Below are 18319 nucleotides of genomic sequence, written 5' to 3'. Positions count from 1 at the left end.
ACTTTTTTTGTCAATGACGTCGGCCCGGCGGTCCCCGCGGGGGGCGGGGCCGCGCGCGGCCCCGGTCACGCGCCGCCGGCCCCGGGGAAGAGCCCGGGCTCGATCTCCCGGTAGATCGCGGCGAGGCGCTGCGCCCAGGCCTCCACGCCGTCGTCGCTCAGCAGCCCGTCCTGGCGGATCTCGAGGAGCACGCACGGCAGGCCGCGGGCCTCGCCGTGCACGGGGATCCCGTAATCGCCCCCATCGGTCACGCGGTACGGCTCGTTGTCGCCGACGCAGAGCCCGGCCTCGCGGCGCATCGCCTCGAGGAACGGCGCGGCGAGCCGCCGATCGCGGCCGTAGAGGACCGCGGCGTGCCAGGGCCGGTCCTGGCCGGGCATCGACGGGGTGAAGCTGTGGACGCTGAGGATCGCCGTGCTCTTCCGGCGCTCCCGCCGCTCGTCGAGGAGCGCGTCAATGGCGCGGTGGTAGGGCCAGAAGCACGCGTCCGCGCGCGCCGCGGCCTCCGCGGCGTCGATGGCGTTGCCGGGGATGGGCACGCCGCAGCTGATCTCGGGGATGGAGGTCGGCGAGCCCAGGGGCCGGTTGCAGTCGATGACCAGGCGGGAGTAGCCGGAGAGCACGAGCGCCGCGTCGAGGAGGGCGGACAGGCGCCGCGCGAGGCGCGCCGCGCCGATGTCCCAGCCGGTGTGCTGGCAGAGCGCTTCCTTCTGCGCGCCCAGCTCGGCGAGGCGCCGCGGGACCGCGTTGGAGGCGTGATCGCAGAGCAGGACCGCGCTGGATCGACCCTGGGGATTCACCACCTCGAACGCGGGCGGCTCGTCGGGCGCGAGGATGCGCAAGGCAGGCGGGGAGGAGCTCATGGCGTCTCGCCCGAGACATAGCAGACCCGAGCGCCGCCGCGCCGCGCGCGATCGGGAGCGAGCGCGCGCTCCGCGAGCGCGCCGCCCGCGATCGGCCGCGATCAGGGCGGCGCCGTCATGCAGGCGCGCAGCGCGGCCTTGGCGCGGTGCAGGAGGACCGCGACGTGGCCGGCCGAGATGCCGAGCGCGCGCGCCACGTCCTCCCCCGGCTGCTCCTCGAGCATGCGCAGGGTCACCACCGCCTTCTGGATCTCGCAGAGCTCCTCGACGCACGCGCGCAAGCGCACGTGCTCCTCCGCGCGCGCGATCGCCTCGTCGGTCGCCGGGACGACCCCGGCGGCCTCCGGGTGCGCGTCGAGGTCCTCGTGCGGCCGGGCGCGGAAGTGTCGGCGGCGCCGGTTGCGCGCGGCGTTCCGCACCATGCCGGCGAGCACGCCTCCCCACGCGCCGGCGTCCTCCGGGAGCTCGCCGCGCTGCACGACGGTGAGCAGCGTGCAGAGGCCCTCCTGCACGCAGTCGACCGCATCCTCGGGCGTCACCCCCTCGGCGCGCGCCAGCGCGGCGAGCGCCGCACGCTCGACGCGCACAAGGTGCGACACGCGACCCAGGATGTCGTCCGCGTCCTTGATGGCTTCCATGGTCTACGGAGGTCAGGTCTCGAGCCGCGCCCACATTACACCGGCGCGCGCTGTAATGGATGCCCGCGTCGAGACCTGCCAAGGCATGGAGGCTCGCGCAATGTCCACGAATCCCATCCACGAGATCAACGAGCTCGACTTCGACGCCGAGGTGCTGGAGGCCGGGGTGCCGGTCCTCGTCGAGTTCACCGCGGAGTGGTGCCCGCCGTGCCGCGCGCTCGCGCCGATCCTGCACAAGGTGGCGGAGGAGGGCGCAGGTCGCCTGAAGGTGGTGGCGGTGAACGGCGACCGGAGCCCGGCGCTCGCCCGCCGCTTCGGCATCCGCGGGCTCCCCACGGTCGTCGCGTTCGCCGGGGGCAAGGAGGTGGCGCGCCACGTGGGGCTGACCACGAAGGAGAAGCTCCTGAAGCTGGTCGAGGGGCGAGAGCTCTCCGCGGGGGCGCGGCGAGACCGGGCGGCGCCCTCGCCGCTCTGAGGGCGTCTCGCCGAGGACGTCTCGCCGGTGCTCCCCTGGCCTGGCGGCGGCGCGGCGGCTCGGCCCGATCCTGCCGCGGCGGCTCGGCCCGCGATCTGGCTCGTTCCGGGGGCCGCGCCGGCGGCGCGCCCCGCCCGCGTTCTACCGTCGTTGCCGGTCGCGCGGTCGATGCGTACCGCGCTGCCCCTGGTTGTCCCGCTGCCCCTCGGCGGCGGGGAAGCTGACCCGGCGCGTCGCCTGCTCGGTTGCGGAGACCTCGAACGGCCCGACCGGCTGCGGTTCGCTGACCGGCCTACCGTTCTCGTCGACGAGCGTGATCGTCCCGACGTAGTCAGCGGCGGTGACCTGGACGCTCGTGTCGAACCGCTCGCACGGGACCACCTGCCTGGTGACCTGGTTGTTCTTCGCGTCGATGAGCATCAGCTCGACCGCGCTCGCGCCGTACGCCTTGCATTGAGAGGCGTCGGTCTTGTCCTCGATCGACCACTGGACGGTGACGAATCCCATCTTTTCGGGCTCTGTCTCCCCCGGCCGTGTCTCTCCAGGCTCCGTCTCGTCGCTCGTGTTGTGCATGCACGCGACCATCATCGCTGCGCATGCGCATAGCCCTGCCACAGAGTAGATACTTCGCATTCTCAACCTCGCTGTGCTCGGCGCAGATCCCGGCGCCGCGCTCCGCGCCAGCAACGCGGGTGCCACGCTGGTCTCGCGGCGCGGCGGCGAGCGACGAGAGCTCGCCCGCCGGGCGTGAGCCGCGGTTCTGCCCGCGTGGCTGCGCGCCGGCGCGCAGGGCCACACCATCGGGCCGGCGGGCGCGGGGCTCGGCGGGGAGGGCGCGCTCCTTCCCATGCGGCCGGTCGCCCGAGCGTCGCCCTGGGCCGGCCGCCGCGGCTACCCGGGTGGACGGCTCAGGTAGACACGCGTGCGGCCGGGGAACCGCTGAAAGTTGGTGCCCATATCGCCGACGACGGCGCGCGCGATCAGCTTCTCCACGAGGGCGCTCGACAGCGTGTCCATCTGCGGGTGCGAGAGCTCCAGGCGGCACAGCGTCGACGCGCACGCGAGCGCGGTCACCTGCACTTCCCGCGGCAGCGCCTCGCGCAGCTTCGCGCCGAGCTCCTCCTCCGCCTCGGCGCGCCAGCGTGGATCCGGAGGCTCCCTCTCCACCCGATCGCTGAGCTCCTGATAGAAAGCATCCATCGCCCGCGCCCGCGCGGCCGGATCCTCTCCGGCGGAAGGTCCACCCGGCCCGGCCGCCGCGAGGGTGGCCCGATCGACCGTACGCAGCCGATGCTCGACGTACCCCACCGCGCCGATCGAGCAGGCGACGGCCACGAGGCTCAGCATAGTTGAGTAGCGCACGGCCTTGCCAGACGGTGAAGGATTAGAACACACGAACGGAGCGAACACCCGACTGAGTGTTGCCGCTCGTGCCGCCCAGCACCGGCGGAAGCACGCACTCGACCACGTAGCTGTTCGACGCCGAGCCGGTGCCGATGTTGACGCTGAAATTCAGCGTCGTGACGCCGGTGAACACCCCCGTCGTGCTCGCGAAGGGGGTCGTCCCCAGCACGTTCCCCGACCCGTCATAGACGCGGCCTCGGCACGACATGACGCCCAGAACCCCATCGTCCGTCTGATCGTCCACGACAGCAGAGAAATTGATCGTCCCCGATCCGAGGTTCGCCTCGATCGGCACCGGGCACAGCAAGGAGGCGCCCTGAAAACCGTAGGTCCCGCTCAGCAGGTGGCTCGTGACCTCCTCGTCCGTCCCATACTGAGGCTGGCAGATCGATCCGTGCACCGCGGCGTCGGACGTCGTCGTCGCGAGCACCGCCCCGACGAGGAGCGACCCCGCGAAGAGCACCCTCGGCAACGTCAAACGAGCCGAAAAACCGGCACACCGCTCCCTCAACGCGCGCATTCTCGCCATGGAGATACCCCTCATTCCACAATCCAAAGAGTGGACCACGAATCGGTGGCGGACCGACCCCCGCGAGCCTGCAGAGCGCCCGCAGGAGGACCGAGCACCGGGCTCCTCGCGACGGCCTAGACCCTCCGGCCGTCCTCGACTCGCGCTGACGGTCTAGCGCGAGCTCCTATCTACGTCAAGCCGACAACATGAATGCTTCGATCATGAACCATCATGTCACGCTCGCATCGTGACATGTCACGCTCGCATCGTGACATGTCACGCTCGCAGACCGATTCGTCACGTGACATCTCACGATCGCCGTTCGCGGACATGGGCTCGGCGTTGCGCTCGCCGCCTGCGACAGCGCCATTTTCCCCCAGCGATGGACGTATCCAGCTCGGCGGAAGTTGCCGCCCACGCGCGTCGACGCGCGCGGCGATGAGCCATCCGCTCGCCGCTCCGGCCCGCGATCAGCCGGCCTCGATCACCGCGCCGCGCAGATCAGCGGAAGTCGTCGATGTTCATGTTGAATCGCCGGATCCACCGGTGCACCTGCGCGCGATCTCTCCCGAGCTCGCGCGCCACCGCGGCGACGTTCCCCCGCCGCTGCACCAGGAGCTCCCGCAGCACCTTCTCGTCCGGGGAGATCCTCGGCGGCAGCGTCGCCCTCGGCGCGTACGCCCCCTCGCCTGCAGGCATCGGCGCCTCGTCCGGGATCGGCGTGGCGCGGGCCTCGTCCGAAGGCGGCGGCTGCGACGCCGAGCTCCGGGCCCCGTAGCCCCGCATCGTGCGCCGGATCTCGTCGCTGAGGTCCTCGACGTCGAGCTCGGCGCCGCGATCCCTCGCGGCCCAGCGCTTGATCAGCGCCTCGAGCTCCCGCACGTTGTAGGGGAAATCGTGGTGGAGCAGGCCCGCCATGAACGCCATGCTGGGCCGCGCCACGGGCCGACCGTGGCGCCTCGCGAGCGCGATGCACAGCGAGAAGATGTCTTCCTTGCGCTCGCGCAAGGGCGGGAGGGTGATGCGGAGCTCGTTCAGGCGAGCGAACAGGTCGGCGCGGAAGGCGCCCGTCTGCTGGAGCGCGTCGAGATCGCGGTGGGTCGCGGCGACGATCCGCACGTCGACCTGCTCGGGCTGCGACGCGCCGAGCGGCGTGATCTCCTTCGACTGGATCACCCGGAGGAGCTTCGCCTGGGCTTCGAGCGGCATATCCCCGATCTCGTCGAGCAGGAGCGTGCCCTGGTGGGCCGCGCGGAGGATGCCGAGCCGGTCGCGGTCGGCGCCCGAGAAGGCGCCGCGCTGGTGCCCGAAGAGCTCCCCCTCGATGAGCGCGGCGGGGATCGCCGCGCAGTTGACGGCCTGGAGCGGCCCGCGCCTGCCGCTCCAGTCGTGGAGCTGCTCGGCGAAGATCTCCTTTCCGGTCCCGCTCTCGCCGAGGATCAGCACCGACAGCTCGCTGCGCGCGATCTCGCGCAGGCTCCCGGCGAGGCGCTGGCTCTGGTAGCCGCCGACGATCCGGCTCGTCGAGGCGCGCGGCCGAGCCCCCGCCGGCGCGTCCGGATCGTCGAAATACGCGCCGTCGATGCGGTAGTGCGCGTAGCTCTCGGCGTCGCTCTCGACGAACTTGAAGATGGCGTCGCCGATCCGGATCTCGTCGAGGTGCGCGAGGACGGCCTCGGCGACGAACTCGCCGTTGTGCAGCGTGCCGTTGCGGCCGCCGAGATCGAGGAGCTGCCAGACGCCCCCGCGCCGCTCGATGCGGGCGTGGTGGCGCGACGCGGTGCGCGTCGGTATGTAGATGTCCGCGCTCGGGTCGCGGCCGAGGACCGAGCCCGACTCGGAGAGGCTGTACGCCGGGCGAAACTGCTCGTAATTGGGCGCATAGAGCAGCACGATGCCTGCCCCCGAGCTCACCCGCCCGGCGGTCGGCGCGCCGAGTCGCATCGATGCCGTGGTGTTCAACGTCGTTGTCGATGCGCTTCTGTCGCCGGACATCGTGTGGGCCATGCTACCAAACATCCTCCGCGCGGCGCAGGCTTTGTTCCGTTCACACCAGCTCTCGTCGCGTCGGATCCGTGCCTTCCGTGCGACACCGCTCGCGCGGGACACGTTTTGCTACATCGACGCACAGGACCGGGGCCGCCAGGTCTTCCGGGCGGCCCCGCTGGCGGGAACGGTCGACGTCTTTCTCGACGTTCACTTTCCTTGATAAAGGCTCGCCCCCCGGGCCATCCAGGGAGGGCCGCGGGCGTCGCTGCCTCGGCCCCTCCGGATGACCCTCCAGCAGATTTTCGAAGAGAACGCGGCCTACGTGTGGCGCGTGCTGCGAAGGCTCGGCGTTCGCGACGCCGACGTCGAGGATGTCTGCCAAGAGGTGTTCCTCGTGGTCCACCGGAAGCTCGACACCTTCGATGGCAGCTCGGCGCTGCGCACATGGCTCTACGGCATCTGCCTGCGGCTCGCGTCGGAGTACCGGCGGCGGCCGCACCGGAGGCGCGAGGAGGTGGCGGGCACCGTCCCCGAGCAGATCATGGCGGCGCCTCAGGACGAGACGCTCGACCGCCGCCGCGCGCTCGATCGGCTCGACGCGGCGCTCGATCAGCTCGACGACGACAAGCGCGCCGTGTTCGTCCTGTACGAGATCGAGCAGATGCCGATGGCGGAGATCGCGCAGGCGGCGGGGTGTCCGCTGCAGACGGCGTACTCGCGGCTGCGCGCGGCGCGGGCGCAGATCGAGGCGACGATGCGCCGGCAGGAGCTCGTCGCGGCGCCGGCCGAGGCCGCGCGGATGACCGCGAGGAGCAGCGCATGAGCGACGAGCTTCCCAGGTTGATCGACGCGGACGGCAGCCCGGACGCGCTCCGGCGCGGCCTCGAGGCCGCGCGGCGCGACGGGCCGGACGAGGCCCGGCTGGCGCGGCTCGCGGCGCGGCTCCCGCTCGGGGGGCCAGGCCCGTCGGGCGGCTCCGCCGCGCCGTCGGGCAGCTCCGCCGCGCCGTCGGGCAGCTCGGCGTCGCCGTCGGGCGGCTCGGCCGCGCCGTCGGGGCTCGCTCCAACCGTGGCCGCCGCGCCGCCGACGGTCCTCTCCGGCCTGGCGATCGGCGCGGCCGTGGGCGCCGTGCTCGTCGGGGCCGTATGGCTCATGCCGTCGCGCTCGCAACCGCCGCCCGGGCCGCCCCGCGCCGCGGCGGTCGCGACCGCGCCGAAAGCGGCGCCCATCGCCGCCCCCGTCGCGGAAGCGCCGGCGGTCCCCGCGGACGCCCCCCCTGCGGCGCCGCCGGCGCGCGGGCTCGATCCGGAGCCGCCGCGCCCTCCGGCGAGCGCGCCGGCGCCCCCGCGCGCGCCCGCCCCGGCGACCGACGCGAAGGTCGCGGGGGACCCGGCGCAGGCGGCGCTGCCCGACGCCGAGACGGAGACCGGCCTGCTGCAGCGCGCGCAGGACGCGCTCGGCGCGCGCCCCGCCGAGGCGCTCGCGCTCACCGACGTCCACCGCGCGCGCTTCCCGAGCGGCGCGCTCTCCCAGGAGCGCGAGGTGATCGCGATCGGCGCCTTGAAGGCGCTCGGCCGCGGCGGCGAGGCGCGCGCCCGCGCGGATCGCTTCGTCGCGGAGCACCCGAGCTCGGCCTACCGCCGCCGGATCGAGGTCCTCGTGCCGGAGCTGAGGAGCGACCCGCGATGACGGCGGGCCCGCCCGCAGAAGACGCTTGAAATCCGGGAGCAACCTGGACATGTTCGCCGCGGCTGGACGCGAGCGGCGCCCCGCGACGGCTGCGCCGGGCCGGAAGGATCGCGCCCGGGAAGGCATCACCGTTCATGCGCACGCCCGAGAACGCTCGCGAGAGCCGCCGTGAAGCGGCCTTGGGCGTCGTTTACGGCATCGCCGCCTACAGCGCCTGGGGCGTCGTCCCCGTCTTCTGGAAGCAGCTCCGCCACGTCGGCGCGGTCGAGATCCTGGCCCACCGCACGGTGTGGAGCTTGCTCGCGTTCGCGGCGCTCACGCTGGCCACGGGGCAGCTCCGCGCGCTCGGCGCGGCGCTCCGCGACCGGCGCGTCGTCGGGGCCATGGCGGCGACCGGCGCGCTCGTCTCGGCGAACTGGGTCCTCTTCATCTACGCCGTCGCGGTGGGGCGCGTGCTCGACGCGAGCCTCGGCTACTTCATCAACCCGCTGCTCAGCGTGCTCCTCGGCATGGTCTTCCTGCGCGAGCGGCCGCGCCCGGCGCAGTGGATCGCGCTCGGCCTCGCCGCCGCGGGCGTCGTACACCTCGCCGCGCGCGCCGGCTCGGTCCCCTGGATCGCGCTCGCCCTGGCCGGGACGTTCGGTGTCTACGGCCTGCTGCGGAAGGTCGTCGCCGTCAACGCGCTCCCGGGCTCCACGCTGGAGACCCTGTTCGTCGCCCCGCTCGGCGCGGCTTACCTGGCCACCCTCCACGCCCAGGGCGCCGGCGCCATGGGCCGCGTGGATCTCCGCACCGACCTCCTCCTCGCCGCCACCGGCATCATCACCGCGCTGCCGCTCGTCTGGTTCACGAACGCGGCGCGACGCCTGTCGCTCACCACCCTCGGCTTCCTCCAGTACCTCGCGCCCAGCGGTCAGTTCCTGCTGGCCGTGCTGGTCTATGGCGAGCCGTTCACGGCCACCCAGGCCGTGAGCTTCGCCTGCATCTGGACCGGGCTCGCCGTGTTCAGCGCCGACGCCGCGCTGCGCGCCCGCCGCGCGTGATCTCGCGGCCCTGACCTGCCGGCCGATCGCGCGCGCGCTGATCGTCCCAGGCTCAGGCCAGCTGCGGCCGACCGAGACGCGCGCAGTCCGTACCGCGCGATCGTCGGCGAGTTCGCCCCGGTCGTGCGACTCGTGTCCTGGATCCGGTCCTCCGTGGGACAGCGCATTTTCCTGAGCCGCGCCGGGCGCCCGCGAACGACTCTGCTGGATGTCCTGTCACCCGCAAGCGGCGGGCGCTGTCCGCCTCCGGAGGAGCGATGTCGATGAGCTGGATCCCTTTTCACCCCGCCTTCTCGACCTTCAATCGCGTAGCCGTGACTGCAGGAGCGGCGCTCCTCGGCGTCGGCTGCATCGCCGAGCCGGACCTCGCCGGCGCCGAGGCTGTGGACGACACCGCGGAGAGCTTCGAGGCCTTCGCCGCGACGGTGTACCGCGAACCGGAGAGCGGCCTGTACATCGTCGACGGTGACACGCCCCTCCAGGATGAGCTCGAGCTCCGCCGGTTCTTCGACCGGCACGTACGCGACGGGGCGCTCATCGTGCATCAGGTGAGCGGCGTCGACGCGAGATGGAACGACGTGGAGAAGCTGAACATCACCTACTGTGTCAGCACGAGCTTCAACGCCCATTACGACGCCGTGGTCGAGGCCATGACCGACGCAGCGGGCGCCTGGGAGCAGGCGGCGCAGGTCGACTTCGTGCACGTCAGCGCGGAGGACGCGCGCTGCAGGGCCAGCAACAACAACGTCGTGTTCGACGTCCGACCGGTCCGCTCCGGGAAGTACCTCGCCCGCTCGTTCTTTCCGAGCTTCTCGCGCGCCGATCGCAATGTCCTGATCGACGCGTCGTCGTTCGACACGGCCCCGCCGCTCACGCTGGCGGGCATCCTGCGCCACGAGCTCGGCCACGCGCTGGGCTTCCGCCACGAGCACACGCGACCCGAGTCCGGCACGTGCTTCGAGGACAACAGCTGGCGCGCGCTCACGACGTACGACTCGAGCTCGGTCATGCATTATCCGCACTGCAACGGGACGAACACGTGGGCGCTCACGCTGACCCAGAAGGACAAGGACGGCGCCGCGCTGCTCTACGGGCCCTGAGCAGGACGAGCCTGGGCGGCTCGCGACTAGGCGCCGGCTCCGGCGGAGAGCAGGCCCTCGCTCAGGCGCCGCTCCACCGCGAGATCCACGGTCGTCACGACGTCGCCGGGGTCGGCGACCGTCGCGCCTTCGACGTCACGTCGCCCGGCGCGAGGCGCCGCCAGAACGGCAGCATGTGCTCGCTCGCGACCTCCTCCAGGAAGGCGCCCACGCGGGCCAGATCGGGGATCGGCATCGCGGCAAGATACGTCCCCTGATATTGTCCGCTCCAGGCAAAGCGGCACGAGGATCGCCTTGCGACGCCGGCGGCAGCGCTCCCCCTCCCTCCCCGCGCGCGAGGCGAGCGCCCGCCGCGCCGCGACCCGAGGGCAGACGATGAGCTCCGAACCGACCGCACCGATCGCCGACCTCTCGCAGATCCCGGCGCACATCGCCGGCCCCGCGGCCTGGTACGGCCCCGCGATGGCGCGGGGCGACGGCTGGATCGAGCACCTCACGCCCGCGGAGGTCGAGGAGGTCGAGGCCGCCGTCCGCCGCTTCGGCGAGACGGGCGCCGATCCGGCGCAGATCCGCGGCGAGGACTTCCCGCTGCCCTCGCTCGCCGCGCGCCTCCGCCGCGTGCTCGACGAGGTGCTCGACGGCCGCGGCTTCGCCCTGCTCCGCGGGCTGCGCGGCCGCTGGCTCGACCGCGGCGGCCGCGACGACCTGCGCGCGGCCGCGATCGCGTTCCTCGGCATCGGCAGCCACCTCGGGAGCGCGCGCTCGCAGAACGCGCGCGGGCACGTCCTCGGTCACGTCAAGGACCTCGGCCTGTCGAGCCAGGACCCGAGCGTGCGCGTCTACCAGACGCGCGAGCGGCAGACGTTCCACACCGACTCGTGCGACGTCGTGGCGCTGCTCTGCCTCCGGACCGCGCGGGCGGGCGGGCTCTCGGCCCTGGTCAGCTCGATCACGCTGTACAACGAGATGCGGCGCGCGCGCCCGGACCTCGTGGAGGCGCTGTTCGCGCCGATCGAGACCGATCGCCGCGGCGAGGTGCCGGCGGGCGAGAGGCCGTATTTCCGCATCCCCGTGCTCAACTGGCACGCTGGGCTCCTGTCCGCGATCTACCAGCGACAGTACATCGAGTCGGCGCGCCGCTTTCCCGACGTCCCGCCGCTCACGGCGCGTCAGGTCGAGGCGCTCGACCTGTTCGACGCGCTCGCCAACGACCCGGCGCTCCACATGACCATGGAGCTCCGCCCGGGCGACATCCAGCTCGTGCACAACCACACGCTGCTGCACGATCGCACGGCGTTCGAGGACTGGCCGGAGCCGGATCGCAAGCGGCACCTGCTGCGCCTGTGGCTCGCTCCGCCCGGGGCGCGGCCGCTGCCGCCGGTGTTCCGCGAGCGCTTCGGCTCGCTCACCCCCGGCGACCGCGGGGGCATCGTGGTGCCGGGCGCGCGCCTCCACGCGCCGCTCGCGCCTGCGTGAGCGGTCGCGCGCACGCGGGCCCGCCGCGTGCGCGCGCTGCTCGCTCAGGGCGCCTGCGCTCCGCGAGGCAGCTCACTACCGCGTCACGACCGCGCGCGCGTTGCCTGCCCAGGGTGCCTGCTCCGCGAGGCAGCTCACCGCCGCGTGCGCACGCCGCGCCCACACGGCGCCGGCATGCGCCTCGCAGCCCTCTTCCCCATGGCTCCCTTGCCTCCGGCCCGAGCGGCAGAGGAATGCTCCGGCGGCGACCCCGGGCCCGCGCCGGTCGGCGGGGCGCTCGTCCCGGTCGCTCCGCCCGCCGCCCTGAACGCGCCCGCCGCCCGCCGCGCGCGGTGGAGGGCGCTGCTCCACGCGGCGCTCGCGGCCTTCGGTCTGGCCGCCCTGGCCGCGCTCATCCGCCATGTCGGTGCGGCGGAGATGCTCGCCGCGGTGATCCGCGCCGCGCCGTTCTTGCCGTTCCTGGTCGCGCTGGAGGCGGCGCGCGTCGGCTGCGAGGCGCTCGCGACCGGCGTGCTCTGCGCCCCGCGGCGCGTCCCGACCGCCGAGCTCCTTCGCATCCACGCGGTCACCTACCCGGTCATGGCGCTGATGCCGGCCGGCCGCGCCGCGGGCGAGGCGGTCAAGGCCGCGCTGCTCTCCCCCTACGTGGGCGCCCCGCGCGCGGCGGCGATCGCCGCGGCGAACCAGTCGCTCGCGCTCCTGGGCGCGGCGCCGCTGTCGCTCCTCGCGGCCGCGGCGCTCTTCCGGATCGGCGGCGGCGCCTCCCCGTTCGCCCTCGGCGTGCTCGCGCACGCCGCGCTCCTCGTCGCGAGCGGCCTCGGCGTCGCCTTCGCGGCGCGGCAGCGCGCCGCGTCGGCGTGGATCACCCGGCGGTTCGCCCGCGCCGGCCAGCTCACCGCCGCCTTCCAGGAGGCGGTCCGCGAGCGCGCACCCGTCCCGGCGTGGCCGTTCGCCGCCTGCGTCGCGGGCCGCGCGCTCCAGGCGGCGCAGTACGCCGTGCTCCTCGCCGCCGTCGGCGCCGAGAGCGGCCCCCTCCGCGCGCTCGCCGCGTACGGCGTGGGCGCGGCGGGCACGGCGGCCGGCGACCTCATCCCGGGGCAGATCGGCGCCACCGACGGCGCCTTCACGCTCGCCGCCCCGCTGCTCGGGCTCACCGCGAGCTCCGCCATCGCGGTGTCGCTGCTCGTGCACCTGCTCCAGGCGGCGTTCGCGCTCGCGGGGATCGCCGCCGCGCTGGCGTGGCGGCGCAGCCCGCCGGGGCGGTGAGCCGGGCTCGGGTGGGCCAAGGGAGGTCGCGCGCGCCTCCGGCGGGCGCTCAGCGGCGCTCGCGCTTGAGGCGCGTGAGCTCGGCGAGGGCCTCGGCCAGCCGCCGCTCGGCCGCGTCGGCGCGCTGCCGCTCCTCGTCGGCGCGCTGCCGCTCCTTGTCGGCGCGCTGCCGCTCCTCGTCGAGCCGCCGTCTCTCCTCATCGAGCCGCCGTCTCTCCTCATCGAGCCGCCGTCTCTCCTCATCGAGCCGCCGTCTCTCCTCATCGAGCCGCAGCTCGGTCCGCTCGATGCGCGCCTCGAGGTCGCCCACCATCGTGCCGAGCCTGTCGAGCAGCTCGCGCGTCTCCGGCAGCGCATCTTGCCCGTGAAAGAAGCGCAGCCGATCGCCGTCCAGGCCGAGGTCCAGGGCGAGCACCGCGCTCGAGAGCCGCCCCTCCTGCGGGACGATCGGCTGGTAGCGCCCGCTGCCCTGGACGAGCCGGAACCCGCGGAGCTGGCGGCGGCGCCGGTCGAAGACGAAGTACTCGGAGATGCCCAGCGACGCGTAGCGGGTGACGTTGTCCTCGAGATCCTTCTTGCTCTTTCCTCTCCAGAGGATCTCCAGCGCAAAGTCGACGCCCTTGCCCTCGGCGCTCACGGACCAGTGGGCCCGCTCCTTCACCTCCACGTCGAGCACGGCGATGAGATCCGGCGCGAACATCCGCTCTGCCGGGTAATAGACCGGCAGCTCGCACGCGAGGTACACGCACCGCCCGATGCGCTGGAAATACCCGCCCAGCGTGTCCCGGGCCGCCACCTTCGGGTTGAAGTGGAAGTCGCCTTCGGGAGGGCTCGCCTCCGAGACCTCGAACTCCGACGGGAGCGTGTCGAGGACCCACTGCCGCTCCTCCGGCGTCATGCGATCCCAGAGCTCCTGCGGGGGAGCCCGAGGATCGTCGGGGTCGATCTCCCAGGACGTCGGCGCGCGCTGCATGGTCCGAATCATAGCGAGCCCGCGCGGGCGCGACCAGCCAGGGGCTGGCAGCCCCGCGCGCGAGCCACGCGATGGAAGCAGGCCGCCGTTCGGAAGGACGCCGCTCGCCGGCTTCGGGCCCGCAGCGCCGTGCAGCCGCGCGCGCTCGAGGATCTGTAGACGCCGCAGAAGCGACACGTGCGCGTCCGAGGATGCCTCCGGTGCAGAGGCGTTTCCAGTGGAGGGACGGCCGAACAGCGACCTTCTCGGGGAGCTGCAATGGTGCCTCGAGGGCTTCCTCGATTATCCGTTCTCGCCGGAGACGGATCACGCAGAGCGCGTCCTCACGGCGCTGCGCGCGTGGGGGCAGCGGGCGTTCCAGGCGCTGGCGCTCGAGATCAATGAGAAGCACGGCGACGAGCGCGGTGCGGGGGTACCTATCACTAGCTCGGGATCGTCGCGCAGGAGCGCCGGCTGCAAACCCACGTGCGCTTCGAGCGGGACCTGGAAGGTGCTGGTCGATAAGCCGAGCGTGATGCCACGCAGGCGCTCCGCGCGCACTCAGCCGCGCTCACGCCTGAGGCACTCCAGCTCGGCCAGAGCCTCGGCCAACCTCCGCTCGGCCTCGTCGGCGCGCTGCCGCTCCTCATCGAGCCGCTGCTCCGCCTCTTCACGCAACGCCATGAGGTCGTTCACCATCGCGCCGAGCCTGGCGAGCACCTCGCGCGGCTCCGGCAGACGGGCCAGCGCGTGGTAGAAGCACAGCCGGTCACCCTCCAGGCCCAGGTCCAGGTCGAGCACGGCGCTCGCGAGCAGGCCCCCCTTCCGGGCGATCGGCTCGTAGCGCGCGCTGCCCTGGGCGAGCCGGAAGCCGCGCAGCTGGCGGCGCCGGCGATCGAAGACGAAGTACTCGGGGATCCCGAGCGACGCGTAGCGGACGGCGAGGTTCTCGAGCTCCTCCTGGCTCCGCTCGTTCCAGAGGATCTCCAGCGCCAGCTCGGCCCCCTTGCCCTCCGCGCTCACGGACCAGCAGGCGCGTTCCTTCACCTCGACGTCGCGCACCGCGATGAGATCCGGCGCGACCATGCGCCCTGCCGGGTAGTAGACCGGCAGCTCGCACGCGAGGTACACGCGCTTGCCGATGCTCTGGAAGTATCCGCCCAGCGTGTCCCGGGCCGCCAGCTTGGCGTTGAAGTGGAAGTCGCCCTCGGGCGGGCTCGCCTCGGAGATCTCGAGCTCCGACGGGAGCGCATCGACGACGCGCTGCCGCTCCTCCGGGGTCATCCGGTCCCAGATCTCCTGCGGCGGGGCCCGCGGGTCGTCGGGGTCGATCACCCAGGATACCGGCGCGCGCTCCATGGCCCGAGCATAGCGAGCCCGCGCACGCGCCACCACGGCACGCGCCCGGCCTGGTAGGCGCTCGGGCTCGGCCCGTCGGGGCGTTCGAGGGCCGCGCCGAGCAAGCGCCGCGCTCCCCCACTCGCGCGGCCTTGCGCCAGGAGGGGTCCGGCACCTCCGCGCGTGCTCTGCACTGCGTCCCGGGAGGGGTCCGGCACCCCCGCCAGCGCTCTGCATTGCGGTCCGAAGGGGTCCGGCACCCCCTTCTGGCACAAAGAGGAGGGGGTACGCGGGGTCGTTGGCACAGAAAATCCTCAAAAAACGCGTTTTCTGGCACAATCTTGCCCTGAAAATCGCTCCGCCGAGCGTTCTCGAGGGGTCCGGACCCCGGTGTGTCGCAATGCATTGCGTTTGTGCCGGTGCCGGACCCCCCCTCCCCTGGCACAGAACAACGCCGTTCTGGCACAGAACCAGGGCGCGCTGCTCCGTCCGGAGACCGCCCGCGGCGTCGGTACCCCAACCTGGGTCGGCTCCCCAACCTCCCTGGCACAAAACAACGCCGTTCTGGCACAGAACCAGGGCGCGCTGCTCCGTCCGGAGGCCGCCCGCGGCGTCGGCAGCACCCCAACCTGGGTCGGTACCTCAACCTGGGTCGGCTCCCCAACCTGGGTCGGCTCCCCAACCTGGGTCGGCTCCCCAACCTGGGTCGGCTCCCCAACCTGGGTCGGCTCCCCAACCTGGGTCGGTACCCCAACCCGGGTCGGCTCCCCCGCGGGACGGCTCCTTCACCCGGCCGTCCGCCCCCTCGTCCCTCGACCGTCCGCTCCCCCATCCCTCCACCGGCCGCCCGGCGGCGGCCTCCCTCCCGCGCCTCCCGGCGGGGCGGCGCGCGCGACCGCGCCAGATCGCTGGCCACCCTCCGGGGGTTCGTCCTAGGGTGTGCACGTCATGACGGAAAAGACCGGCGGCCCTGGACGGGACGTGCTCACCCAGAAGGAGGCCGAGGAGCGCGCCGCGCGCATCGGCAACGCGCGCTACGAGCTCTCCCTCGACCTGTCGCGCGGCGACAGCGGCTACCGCGGCGAGGCGATCGCCTACTTCGACGTCCGCGGCAGCGGCGACACCTTCATCGACTTCCGCGGCCGGCGCATCGAGCGCCTCGAGATCAACGGCGTCCCGGTCGAGCCCGAGTGGTCCGACTGCCGCATCCGCCTCCCGGGGAAGCTGCTCGACCCGGAGACGCGCGTGCGCGTCGTCTACGAGAACGACTACGACCATACCGGCGACGGCTTCCACCACTTCCGCGACCCGGAGGACGGCGAGGACTACCTCTACTCGGACCTCGAGCCGTTCAGCGCCCACCGCCTGTTCCCCTGCTTCGACCAGCCGGACATCAAGGCGAGCTACCGCCTCTCCGTCACCGCGCCCGAGGACTGGGAGGTCATCGGCAACGCCCGCATCCGCCGCACCATCGGCGCCGGCCTGGGGCGCTCGACGCGCGTGTTCGAGGAGACGACCCGGTTCAGCACCTACATCTTCGCGCTGATCGCCGGCCCCTACAGCGGCGTCCGCGACGAGCACCGCGGCATCCCGCTCGGGCTCTACTGCCGCAGATCGCTCGAGAAGCACCTCGACCCGGACGAGCTCTTCACGATCACCAAGCAGGGCTTCGACTTCTACCCCGAGTTCTTCGACTACCCGTACCCCTTCACCAAGTACGACCAGGTCTTCGTCCCGGAGTTCAACGCCGGCGCCATGGAGAACGCCGGCGCCGTGACCCACAGCGAGCGGATGATCTTCCGCGACCCGCCGACCGACCACCAGCGCCTCACGCGCGCGGAGGTCTTCCTCCACGAGATGGCCCACATGTGGTTCGGCAACCTCGTGACCATGCGGTGGTGGAACGATCTCTGGCTCAACGAGAGCTTCGCCACGTACATGGCCTTCCTCGCCATGGAGCAGGCGACCCGGTTCCAGCCGGCCGTGTGGAAGGCGTTCAACGTCATGAAGAGCTGGGCCTACCGGCAAGACCAGCTCGTGACGACGCACCCCATCGCCGGGGAGCTCGCGGACACCGAGCACACGTTCCTGAACTTCGACGGCATCACCTACGGCAAGGGCGCGGCCGCGATGAAGCAGCTCGTCGCGGCGATCGGCCTGCCCGCCTTCCGCGACGGGATGCGCCGGTACTTCAAGCGCTACCAGTACGGCAACGCGACCCTGCGCGAGTTCCTGTCCGCGCTCGAGGAGGGCTCCGCCCGCGACCTCGGCGCCTGGTCGCGCGTCTGGCTGGAGCAGGCGTCGCTCAACACGCTGACCGCCGAGTGGGAGCCCGACGGCGACCGCATCGGCCGGCTCCGCGTGCTGCAGACGGCCCCCGAGGACTACCCGACCCTCCGGCCGCACCGCATCGACGTGGCGCTCGCGCGCGAGGAGGGCGGCGCGCTCGTCGTCGACGCGGTGCCCGCCGAGATCGACGGCGCGGCCACCGAGGTCGCCGCGGCGCGGGGGCAGCGCGCGCCGCTCTTCGTGTTCCCGAACCACAACGACCTCACGTTCGCCAAGATCGCGCTCGACCCGGGCTCGCTCGCGTTCGTGCGCGAGCACATGGGCCGCGTCGAGGATCCGCTCCTGCGCCAGCTGCTCTGGTCGTCGCTCTGGAGCATGGTGCGCGACCAGAAGCTCGCCTCCCCCGCGTACCTCGCGCTGGTGAGGGACAAGCTGCCCGTCGAGCCCGACCTCTCGCTCGTCGAGCCCGTGCTCTCGAACGCGGTGACGGCCCTCGCGCGCTACGTGCCCGACCCGATGCGCGAGGTCGAGGCGAGCGCGTTCACCGCCCTCGCCCTCGCGGCGCTCCGGGCGGCCCCCCGCGGCGACGCGCAGATCGTGTGGGCGCGGGCGCTCCTCAACGCGGCCTACGCCGCGCCGGATCTCGCCCTGGCCGCGCGCCTCGTGGACGGCGAGATCGAGGTGGAGGGGCTCGAGATCGACCAGGAGATGCGCTGGACGGTCGCCGTGAAGTGGATCGCGCGCGGCATGGCCGGCGCGGACGCGCGGCTCGCGGCCGAGCGCGAGCGCGACCCGTCCGATCGCGGCCAGCGCGCGGCGCTGCGCGCCGAGACGGCGCGCCCGGATCCGGCGGCGAAGGCCGCGGCGTGGGAGCGCTTCCACGAGGGCGGGTACGGCTCGCTGCACCTGACGAGCGCGGCCATGTCGGGCTTCAACTGGTCGTTCCAGCGCGCGCTGCTCGAGCCGTACGCGCAGGGCTTCTTCGAGCGGGTGCAGCAGGTCTTCGAGACCCGGACGCACGAGCTCGCGTCCGCGTATTTCACCCACCTGTTCCCGTCGTACCGCGTCGATCGGGACCTCCTCGCCGCCGCCGAGGCGCGGCTCGCGGCGCTCCAGCGGGCCCCGGACGGCGCGGCGCCGGCGGCGCCGCGGCTGCCGATGCTGGTCCGGATGCTGCGCGAGTCCATCGACGACCTCGCGCGGGCGATCGGCTGCCGGGAGCTCGCGGCGGCGAGCGCGCCCCAGGGCGCCCGCGCGGGGAGCGGCGGCGCCCCGCGCTGAGCGGG

Annotated in this window: 18 protein-coding genes; 9 read left to right on the top strand and 9 right to left on the bottom strand. The window is 73.1% G+C overall.

Annotated features, from left to right (window positions below; all coding sequences use genetic code 11):
• Positions 1–65: 65 nt before the first annotated feature.
• Both WME98_RS38220 and WME98_RS38215 read right to left on the bottom strand, forming a co-directional pair.
• Positions 66–863, bottom strand: a complete 798-nt coding sequence (locus WME98_RS38220; protein WP_437946647.1) for an N-formylglutamate amidohydrolase — start codon at positions 861–863, stop codon at positions 66–68.
• 101 nt (positions 864–964) lie between these two features.
• Positions 965–1501 carry an RNA polymerase sigma factor gene (locus WME98_RS38215; RefSeq protein WP_437946646.1) on the bottom strand — a complete coding sequence of 179 codons (537 nt, stop codon included), beginning with the start codon at positions 1499–1501 and terminating at the stop codon, positions 965–967.
• Positions 1502–1601: 100 nt separating this feature from the next.
• Here WME98_RS38215 and WME98_RS38210 point away from each other — a divergent pair, with 100 nt between their 5' ends.
• Entirely contained in the window at positions 1602–1976 is a 375-nt protein-coding gene (locus WME98_RS38210; RefSeq protein ID WP_044988165.1) for a thioredoxin family protein, read from the top strand.
• A 141-nt stretch (positions 1977–2117) separates the two neighbouring features.
• On the opposite strand, the gene WME98_RS38205 is transcribed toward WME98_RS38210, so the two are convergent.
• The 4 genes from WME98_RS38205 to WME98_RS38190 form a co-directional block, all read right to left on the bottom strand.
• Entirely contained in the window at positions 2118–2483 is a 366-nt protein-coding gene (locus tag WME98_RS38205; protein WP_061629219.1) for a hypothetical protein, read from the bottom strand.
• Positions 2484–2867: 384 nt separating this feature from the next.
• Positions 2868–3338, bottom strand: coding sequence for a hypothetical protein (locus WME98_RS38200; RefSeq protein ID WP_437946645.1), 471 nt, complete (start codon positions 3336–3338; stop codon positions 2868–2870).
• A 22-nt stretch (positions 3339–3360) separates the two neighbouring features.
• On the bottom strand, positions 3361–3843 hold the full coding sequence (locus WME98_RS38195; protein WP_437946643.1) for a hypothetical protein: 483 nt from the start codon (positions 3841–3843) through the stop codon (positions 3361–3363).
• Between the two features lie 549 nt (positions 3844–4392).
• Complete coding sequence (locus tag WME98_RS38190; protein WP_437946641.1) at positions 4393–5784, bottom strand: sigma 54-interacting transcriptional regulator; 1392 nt, start codon at positions 5782–5784, stop codon at positions 4393–4395.
• A 1-nt stretch (position 5785) separates the two neighbouring features.
• Here WME98_RS38190 and WME98_RS38185 point away from each other — a divergent pair, with 1 nt between their 5' ends.
• The 5 genes from WME98_RS38185 to WME98_RS38165 all read left to right on the top strand — a co-directional run bounded on the left by WME98_RS38185 (position 5786) and on the right by WME98_RS38165 (position 9712).
• Positions 5786–6100, top strand: coding sequence for a hypothetical protein (locus WME98_RS38185; protein ID WP_437946639.1), 315 nt, complete (start codon positions 5786–5788; stop codon positions 6098–6100).
• 111 nt (positions 6101–6211) lie between these two features.
• Entirely contained in the window at positions 6212–6703 is a 492-nt protein-coding gene (locus WME98_RS38180) for an RNA polymerase sigma factor (protein WP_437946637.1), read from the top strand.
• A complete protein-coding gene (locus WME98_RS38175; protein ID WP_437946636.1) occupies positions 6700–7569 on the top strand; it encodes a hypothetical protein in 870 nt (289 codons plus the stop codon). The genes WME98_RS38180 and WME98_RS38175 overlap by 4 nt, the downstream gene beginning before the upstream one ends.
• A gap of 134 nt (positions 7570–7703) precedes the next feature.
• Complete coding sequence (rarD, locus tag WME98_RS38170) at positions 7704–8612, top strand: EamA family transporter RarD (RefSeq protein WP_437946634.1); 909 nt, start codon at positions 7704–7706, stop codon at positions 8610–8612.
• Between the two features lie 263 nt (positions 8613–8875).
• The gene (locus WME98_RS38165; protein WP_437946632.1) at positions 8876–9712 is read left to right on the top strand and encodes a matrixin family metalloprotease; all 837 of its coding nucleotides are present in this window, start codon (positions 8876–8878) and stop codon (positions 9710–9712) included.
• Between the two features lie 94 nt (positions 9713–9806).
• On the opposite strand, the gene WME98_RS38160 is transcribed toward WME98_RS38165, so the two are convergent.
• The gene (locus tag WME98_RS38160) at positions 9807–9947 is read right to left on the bottom strand and encodes a hypothetical protein (protein ID WP_437946631.1); all 141 of its coding nucleotides are present in this window, start codon (positions 9945–9947) and stop codon (positions 9807–9809) included.
• 140 nt (positions 9948–10087) lie between these two features.
• On the opposite strand from WME98_RS38160, the gene WME98_RS38155 reads away from it, so the two are divergent.
• The gene (locus WME98_RS38155) at positions 10088–11188 is read left to right on the top strand and encodes a TauD/TfdA family dioxygenase (RefSeq protein ID WP_437946630.1); all 1101 of its coding nucleotides are present in this window, start codon (positions 10088–10090) and stop codon (positions 11186–11188) included.
• 174 nt (positions 11189–11362) lie between these two features.
• Positions 11363–12454, top strand: a complete 1092-nt coding sequence (locus WME98_RS38150; RefSeq protein WP_437946628.1) for a lysylphosphatidylglycerol synthase domain-containing protein — start codon at positions 11363–11365, stop codon at positions 12452–12454.
• Between the two features lie 49 nt (positions 12455–12503).
• On the opposite strand, the gene WME98_RS38145 is transcribed toward WME98_RS38150, so the two are convergent.
• Both WME98_RS38145 and WME98_RS38140 read right to left on the bottom strand, forming a co-directional pair.
• Positions 12504–13427, bottom strand: a complete 924-nt coding sequence (locus WME98_RS38145; protein ID WP_437946626.1) for a Uma2 family endonuclease — start codon at positions 13425–13427, stop codon at positions 12504–12506.
• Positions 13428–13967: 540 nt separating this feature from the next.
• A complete protein-coding gene (locus WME98_RS38140) occupies positions 13968–14765 on the bottom strand; it encodes a Uma2 family endonuclease (RefSeq protein WP_437946625.1) in 798 nt (265 codons plus the stop codon).
• A gap of 927 nt (positions 14766–15692) precedes the next feature.
• On the opposite strand from WME98_RS38140, the gene pepN reads away from it, so the two are divergent.
• Complete coding sequence (gene pepN, locus WME98_RS38135) at positions 15693–18314, top strand: aminopeptidase N (protein WP_437946623.1); 2622 nt, start codon at positions 15693–15695, stop codon at positions 18312–18314.
• The last annotated feature ends 5 nt before the right edge of the window (positions 18315–18319 follow it).

It is taken from the genome of Sorangium sp. So ce296, assembly GCF_051529605.1.
Classification (GTDB): domain Bacteria; phylum Myxococcota_A; class Polyangia; order Polyangiales; family Polyangiaceae; genus Sorangium; species Sorangium cellulosum_D.
The sequence above is the reverse complement of the archived record's forward strand: the minus strand, read 5'-3'. Positions and strand labels throughout refer to the sequence as shown.

What these genes read in the sequence shown, in the direction of transcription:
- rarD (WP_437946634.1), top strand. Translation starts at nt 7,704, where the DNA reads ATGCGCACGCCCGAGAACGCTCGCGAGAGCCGCCGTGAAGCGGCCTTG.
- pepN (WP_437946623.1), top strand. Translation starts at nt 15,693, where the DNA reads ATGACGGAAAAGACCGGCGGCCCTGGACGGGACGTGCTCACCCAGAAG.
- WME98_RS38145 (WP_437946626.1), bottom strand. Translation starts at nt 13,427, where the DNA reads ATGCAGCGCGCGCCGACGTCCTGGGAGATCGACCCCGACGATCCTCGG.
- WME98_RS38210 (WP_044988165.1), top strand. Translation starts at nt 1,602, where the DNA reads ATGTCCACGAATCCCATCCACGAGATCAACGAGCTCGACTTCGACGCC.
- WME98_RS38185 (WP_437946639.1), top strand. Translation starts at nt 5,786, where the DNA reads ATGCCTGCCCCCGAGCTCACCCGCCCGGCGGTCGGCGCGCCGAGTCGC.
- WME98_RS38220 (WP_437946647.1), bottom strand. Translation starts at nt 863, where the DNA reads ATGAGCTCCTCCCCGCCTGCCTTGCGCATCCTCGCGCCCGACGAGCCG.
- WME98_RS38160 (WP_437946631.1), bottom strand. Translation starts at nt 9,947, where the DNA reads ATGCCGATCCCCGATCTGGCCCGCGTGGGCGCCTTCCTGGAGGAGGTC.
- WME98_RS38165 (WP_437946632.1), top strand. Translation starts at nt 8,876, where the DNA reads ATGAGCTGGATCCCTTTTCACCCCGCCTTCTCGACCTTCAATCGCGTA.
- WME98_RS38215 (WP_437946646.1), bottom strand. Translation starts at nt 1,501, where the DNA reads ATGGAAGCCATCAAGGACGCGGACGACATCCTGGGTCGCGTGTCGCAC.
- WME98_RS38140 (WP_437946625.1), bottom strand. Translation starts at nt 14,765, where the DNA reads ATGGAGCGCGCGCCGGTATCCTGGGTGATCGACCCCGACGACCCGCGG.
- WME98_RS38175 (WP_437946636.1), top strand. Translation starts at nt 6,700, where the DNA reads ATGAGCGACGAGCTTCCCAGGTTGATCGACGCGGACGGCAGCCCGGAC.
- WME98_RS38150 (WP_437946628.1), top strand. Translation starts at nt 11,363, where the DNA reads ATGCGCCTCGCAGCCCTCTTCCCCATGGCTCCCTTGCCTCCGGCCCGA.
- WME98_RS38155 (WP_437946630.1), top strand. Translation starts at nt 10,088, where the DNA reads ATGAGCTCCGAACCGACCGCACCGATCGCCGACCTCTCGCAGATCCCG.
- WME98_RS38205 (WP_061629219.1), bottom strand. Translation starts at nt 2,483, where the DNA reads ATGGGATTCGTCACCGTCCAGTGGTCGATCGAGGACAAGACCGACGCC.